The organism is Moorena sp. SIO1F2, from assembly GCF_010672755.1.
GTDB lineage: Bacteria > Cyanobacteriota > Cyanobacteriia > Cyanobacteriales > Coleofasciculaceae > Moorena.
The window spans coordinates 1-6,163 of the sequence record NZ_JAAHFV010000365.1; the positions used below are offsets into that span (position 1 = coordinate 1).

Here is a 6,163-nt window from a genome sequence, read left to right on the forward strand (position 1 = left end):
GATTAGTGATTAGTCTTTAGTTTTAATTAGTCTTTAGGATTGTTTGTATATTAAATAGGATTAAATCAAAATTCCACTGTAAGCTATCAGCTGATAGCTGATAGCTTACGGCTGAATACTTACATCAATATTAGTTTCACATCTCAAATCAAAATGCTATAAATTGCTATGTCTTTTTCCTTATTCAAACAATCGAGAAATAGGCAAAATCGCCCTCGTCGATCCCCTTTAATTACATTACTCGTTGATCGCCTACCTCGGTTTTTTGACCGAGTCCTAGCACGGCTAGGGTCGAATCACTTGTGGTGGCTGATTTTGCTGCTGGTGTTGCTATCCATACCCCTGATTACTACACCCCTAACAGTCAGGCAGCAGGGGATTGTAGCGATCGCACTAATATTGGTTGGTCAAGTGGTAGTGCGCACTGAAGCCAAACAATCTGATAAAACAGTCAGTGAGTATTTTCATCTGTTTTTAGTATGGCTGAGCCTGGTGACCACCATGCGCTACCTATACTATCGCTTTGCCTATACCCTAAATTTTGATACTTGGATCAACGGGTTTTTCTGTGTGCTGTTGTTGGGGGCGGAATTGTATGCAATTCTAACCCTATTGCTAGCTTATTTTCAAACTATCAAAATCAAAGACCGAGAAACCGTTGATCTGGCTAACTATCCTCAAGACCAATGGTTCAAGGTTGATATCTACATTCCAACCTACAACGAGCCTGTGGAAATTGTCCGCAATACAGCAGTAGCCGCTCTGGCTATGGACTATCCGGAGGATAAAAAACAAGTCTATGTCTTAGATGATGGCAGAAAGTATCCAGAGCGTCGCAAAAAGTTGAAGCAGATGTGCGAAGAAATCGGCTGTAAATTGTTGACTAGACCTAACAATGATCATGCCAAGGCAGGTAATATCAACACAGCTTTTAAGACTACCAAGGGCGATCTGGTATTGATTCTGGACTGCGATCACATTCCAGTGCGAAAATTGCTGATGCGCACAGTCGGGTTTTTCTACAACCCAAACGTATCCTTTGTGCAAACGCCCCACTGGTTCTTTAACCCCGACCCCTTTGAGCGAAATCTCTATACTAAGGGTGAGATTCCAGTGATGAATGAACTCTTTTATAAAGTACTGCAAAAGGGCAATGACTTCTGGAATGCTTCCTTTTTCTGTGGCTCAGCAGCGGTAATTCGCAAAAACCATGCGCTGGAGATTGGGGGAATTGCCGTTGAAACCGTTACAGAAGATTGTCACACGGCCTTCCGACTCCATTCCTTAGGTTATGAGTCAGTGTACTATGACCAGATTATGGTTGCTGGCTTAGCCCCTGAAACCTTTGCCTCCTATGTGGGTCAGCAAGTGCGTTGGGCAAGGGGAATGGCTCAGATTCTACGGCTAGAATTCCCCTTGTTGAACTGGAAGGCAAAACATCTCACCTTAGGCCAGCGGATTTGCTATTTTTCAGCCACCTCCCACTTCTTCTATGGCTTTCCCCGGCTGATTTACGCTATCACTCCCACTCTATTCCTATTGTTTGGCATCAATCCCATTCAGGGTTTGGGGCTAGAAACCTTATTTTATGCCCTGCCCCATCTACTGATTAGCCTCAATGCTAACTATATCACCTACAAAGAAGTTCGCTTTTCCTTCTGGAACGAGGTGTTTGAATTTGTGATGTCATTCCAGACGGGGTATGTCACTCTGATGGCGGTGATTAACCCCAAGCTCGGTTCATTTAATGTAACTGACAAGGGGGTATCGGTTAGTCAGCGGAGTTTTGATTGGCAGTCAGTACAGGGTCTTTTGGTAGTAACAGCTATAGTGATTGCTGCCTTACTAGCTGTTCCCTTTTGGCTGCTGCTCCGTCCAGAAGATGCAGAAGCGGTCTTGGTTAACGCCATGTGGTGCGTCTTTAACTTGATTCTGCTGACAGCAGGTTTGTTGGTTGCCTTTGAACAACCCCAACAACGCCCCAAACACCGCCTGCTACGACGCCTTCCGGTGACAATTCACACCACTGACCAGAGTTGGCCAGGGGAAACGGTTAATATATCAGAAAGCGGAGTTTTAATTGCCTTAGATAGCTGGCCCAACCTACCTGATCAAGTAGACCTTGAAATTGTGGGAGATTACGGCAGACGAGCCTTTGTTGCTGGAGAAATTATCCGCAAGACACCGATTAGTGACCATCAAGTTCACCTTGCGATTAATTTTATCAACCTCACTCAAGCTCAGCTAGATGATTTAGTCCTAGTAATTTATTCCGATGTCAGGGAGTGGTATTCCCAGAAGCGTGCGACCTTAGACCGACCTATGGGCTCCTTAGGTTTCTTAGCCACTGGTGTGTTCCGTGCCTTCCGAGAGTTGAATACCCAAACTAGTACTAAGGTGCGTAAACAGATTAGGGCTACTGCTCAGCTTTATTGGGAAGGTAAGTTTTACAGTGGTAGGGCAACTGAAATGGGAGTGATGAGTTTACGGGTTGAATTAGAACGCAGCACTGCCTATTCTGATACCACGGAGCAAACTAGTCCATTGCTCACACCAGAAGATTTACGAAGAATGGAGCAAGACCAACCCTTCGTTGGCTTGCTATTGAGTCAGGAATCGACTAACCAGTTACCACAGCGATTGTTGGCTCAAATTGTGGATGTCGAAGATTTATCCGATCAAGTTGCCATTGAGTTGAAGTTCCCAGACCAATTAAAGCAGAAACAGGAGACCAAAATTAAACAGCTTTTGAAGGTACTTTAGTTGAAGGTTTAATCAGGTTGAAGGTTTAATCAGGTTGAAGGTTGAAGGTTGAAGGTTGAAGGTTGAAGGTTCCCCTTGGAATTACCCTAGGGTAGGTTAAAAGCTCACGGGGTGATAACAATGCTAAAGCTCTCTGTCTGATTTGGTAAGTACTGTCAGCAAGATGCGTTCGCTACGCGAACGCATTCAATCTTTATTGCCCTGATGCCAACATTTGCTTGGGTTTGTAGTCAGACCCAAGCTTGTTGGCACAGAATCCCAAATGACGGCTTTGACCAGGTTCGATCAATCGTCCCCAATCCAGCGGGGTGACCACATAGTTTTTAGAGGATTGAGAGTTTTCCATGTTACGGGGTTGGAAATTACCATTCCAACTATTGTTAATCGCAGCTTGATTCATTTGGAATGTTAATTCCCAGTCTTCAACCTTAGTGCTGCCCTCATTGATAACCTGTATGCCGATGCAAAATCCTTCTTGCCAATCTGAATGCAGGTTAGGTACCACTTTTAAAGGGACACGGTTTCTAGTCTGTGACCTTGTAGAGAGATTAGGGTTAGGGAGATTAGGGCTAGGTTCGGGTGTTGGCATTGGCTCCCTTAAACCTTGGTTGGTATCGGGTGGCGGTGAAGGTAAGGGTGCCATGTCGCTGGGTGTCGCACTGGGGGATGGTAAAGGTAGTGGCTCCTTTAAACCTGGATTGGCAAGGGGTGACGGTAGGGGTAGGGGTGTAACTTGCCTTGGTGTGACAGTTGGTGATGGTGCCGGTGATGGTGCCGGTAACGGTGCCGGTAACGGTGCGATTACACCAGGGTTGGTACGCCGGTTAGGTGGGGGTAGTGGTGCAACCCTCCTGGGTGTGGGATTGGATAGGGGTGGAGGTAGTGGTGCAACCCTCCTGGATGGCTGCCTACTTGGCGTTGGTGTAGGCATTTGCCCGATTGAGCTGGGTTGGGAATTCGGCAATGGCGTGGGCATTGGTTTGGTTCTGCCTGGTGGGAAACTTGGTCGCGGTATGGAAATTGAGGGGATAATCGGAGCAACTCCCACGTTCGGGGCGAAATTGTTGGCAATTAGCAGTCCCTGAAGCAGTTGTTGCTTAGGAGCCTCCACACTCTGCCAATCATCTTGCAGGATCCCGCCAGTATCCCCACTATTGGGATTCCAACTCCAGTAGGCAAAACTGAGGTTGTTTCGATTAATGTAATCTACCAGCCGCCGCTTCCAAACTCCCTCTTTTGAGTTAGGGTCTACCTCCTTACCACCGAATTCTCCGATCAAAATCGGCGCAATGCCTTCTCTAGCGATATAGTTCCAAGCAATTTCCCAGCGGTATTCCAAATTGTTAGGGAAACTCGGTTCTGAAAACCAAGAGTGATTGAACACTCCAGGGCCGTATTCATGGGGGGAATAGACCAGCTTATTCGGATTAGACAAACGTACTGGATATTCCCTAACCCCTTCCAGATTACCCCCATGCCAATGGGTTGCTAGTCGTTGACCTGGAACATTCTTTTCCACACCTTCAACAACTATCAGCCAATTGGGGTTGACTGCAAGAATGGCATTACCAGCCCTCTGTGCTGCCAGTCGCCAGTCAGTGGCTAGATCGTTTGTTCCCCAGCTCGCTCGACCATGGGGTTCATTTTTCAGGTCTGCACCAATGACATTAGGCTGATTGCGGTAACGAGTTGCCAGCATTTTCCAGGTTTCTATCCAATCAGTTTCCGTAAACCCATCCCCGTACCATAATGGAGGAATACGTTGGTCATTGAGTCGGTGACAGTCCAACAAAATTAATATGCCTTGCTTCTGGGCTTCCTTGATAATGGCATCCATCACCTCCAAGGGCGATTTACCGTAAAGCTCCCGATTGCTACCGATGTTGAAATCAATCCCACTGACCTCTGAGGCTCTTAGGGATTGGATAGAAAACGGCAGCCGAATCATGTTGTAGCCCAAGCTTTTGATCTGCGCCAACATATCCTTGTAGTCTCGTTTCCACAACCCATGAGGAGCATGCAACTCTGTCTCAATCCCAAACCAGTTCACCCCTCTGAGTAATATCGGGCGACCTAGGGAATCAAGTAGTTGTGATCCTTGGGTAGAAAGAGGTAGCTGCATGGTTCTTGCAGCATTGGCTGCATCAACAGGATGGTGAGAAGGCAAGGTTAATTCCATCAGGGATAAAAAGACTAACGCTAAGCCAAGACCAATGATTCGCCAAGGAAGTGTAAATTTGGTTCGCTGGTACTTAGGAAGCCTACTATGCCCAGGCTTGCGCCGTCGAGGCTGCCCGAAATGGCTGATGATTGTCAGCAGGATAGTTGATAGGATGCGGGCAACTCGGGATATGTGCCGGAAAAATCTAGACATCGGTTTCTACAAGAGAAGAGGTAGAGTTAGTCACAACTAGAGGTGCGACCCGTGGCGAATTTAATTCGCCAAGGTCAAGCGCACCTAAGAACTTGAGATTGAGCTTCCGTCACCCTGGCTAACTCGAAAAACTAAATTAAGCCACTATACTATATATAGGGCAATGGGTAGGTTACGATAGACAATCCCTTAATATCAATACCCAAAACTAGCCCTAATGTCAGTGTATCTCCTCAAAACCGAAACCCGACAATTCCCCTGGTTAAAAATCATGTAATGCTTGATGGGTAAAGGCTAGATTCGAAATCAGCTAGGGATTTCTGGGAGGTTGTCACACAACCGTCACAAAGTATTTTGACAGATTCCAAAGACTAAGTCAGGGCAGGTATTTAAAAAACTTACCAACTTTTGGGGGGGCATACAGTCGAACGCTTATTGAACATGGGTTTTAGTTCCATAACCCTTTTTAGTTTCCCCCACATCCACCTTCAAAACCCTCGGTTTTTCAGGGAGTCTTCTGATTAATTGTAAAGTTCTCAGGTAATCACTAGGAACTGCAAGTTTCAATCTAGAAGGGGTTTATATACCTTCACTACTTATTTCTCTAAATATACCTTCACTACTTATTCATGTAAAATTCATAAACTTAGTAAATCGTTTCATGAAACTTTTATGAAACATGGGATTACTACGGATTAACTTAAAGAAAAGCCAAAGTATTAAAGGGTGCAGCTACAAAAAACTTCTGCCGCTGACCACCGATAAGGAGTGAGCGAAAGACTAAACAGATCACAACTTGATCAAAACTTGGCAAAGTCTGACGCGGCTCAGGTTAAATGGCTGATGCGGCAACTATCGAAGGAAACTACTGATTATGACATCTCCGATTAAGCAATTTGTCCTGAAACCAATTGTATTTTCAGCTGCACTCTTTACAGTCCTAACCATACCACTAGCTTGGTTTGGCTCTAGACCTTTAAATATCCAAGTACAAGAGGAGCCAGTGTTTGACGGTAAACTAATGGA

2 protein-coding genes are annotated in these 6,163 nt (G+C 45.6%); one reads left to right on the plus strand and one right to left on the minus strand.

Going from position 1 to position 6,163, the window contains the following annotated elements:
* The first annotated feature begins 168 nt into the window (after nt 1–168).
* The gene (locus F6J94_RS28305) at nt 169–2,763 is read left to right on the plus strand and encodes a glycosyltransferase family 2 protein (protein WP_293046535.1); all 2,595 of its coding nucleotides are present in this window, start codon (nt 169–171) and stop codon (nt 2,761–2,763) included.
* A gap of 193 nt (nt 2,764–2,956) precedes the next feature.
* Here the strand turns inward: F6J94_RS28305 and F6J94_RS28310 are convergent, their stop codons facing one another.
* Nucleotides 2,957–5,137 carry a cellulase family glycosylhydrolase gene (locus F6J94_RS28310; RefSeq protein WP_293046538.1) on the minus strand — a complete coding sequence of 727 codons (2,181 nt, stop codon included), beginning with the start codon at nt 5,135–5,137 and terminating at the stop codon, nt 2,957–2,959.
* Between the last annotated feature and the right edge of the window lie 1,026 nt (nt 5,138–6,163).

Bases quoted from the DNA above. Each gene is read 5' to 3' on its own strand.
- F6J94_RS28305 (WP_293046535.1), top strand. From the start codon at position 169: ATGTCTTTTTCCTTATTCAAACAATCGAGAAATAGGCAAAATCGCCCT.
- F6J94_RS28310 (WP_293046538.1), bottom strand. From the start codon at position 5,137: ATGTCTAGATTTTTCCGGCACATATCCCGAGTTGCCCGCATCCTATCA.